Source organism: Achromobacter sp. Marseille-Q0513 (genome assembly GCF_018195695.1).
Lineage (GTDB): Bacteria > Pseudomonadota > Gammaproteobacteria > Burkholderiales > Burkholderiaceae_B > Achromobacter.
Window position 1 is genome coordinate 1 of record NZ_JAGTJY010000690.1, and the last position, 253, is coordinate 253.

General features: G+C 70.8%; 1 protein-coding gene. It reads right to left on the minus strand.

Annotation, left to right across the window (positions count from 1 at the left end):
- On the minus strand, nt 1-253 hold a 253-nt coding region (locus tag KDH83_RS32325), incomplete at both ends, for a phosphate acyltransferase (protein WP_249205494.1).

Below are 253 nucleotides of genomic sequence, written 5' to 3' on the forward strand. Positions count from 1 at the left end.
CGTCGTATTCCGGGTTGGTGACTTCCACGTCCTCGCCCAGGCGCAGGCGCAGGCCCAGCTTTTCGATGCGGGCCAGCAGCACCGACGGCCGGCCCACCAGGATCGGACGCGCCAGGCCTTCGTCCACCACCACCTGCACGGCGCGCAACACGCGCTCGTCCTCGCCTTCGGAGAACACGATGCGCGCCGGGCCGCCCTCGCGCACGATGCGCTTGGCCGCCGAGAACAGCGGCTTCATGAAGGCGCCCGAGTG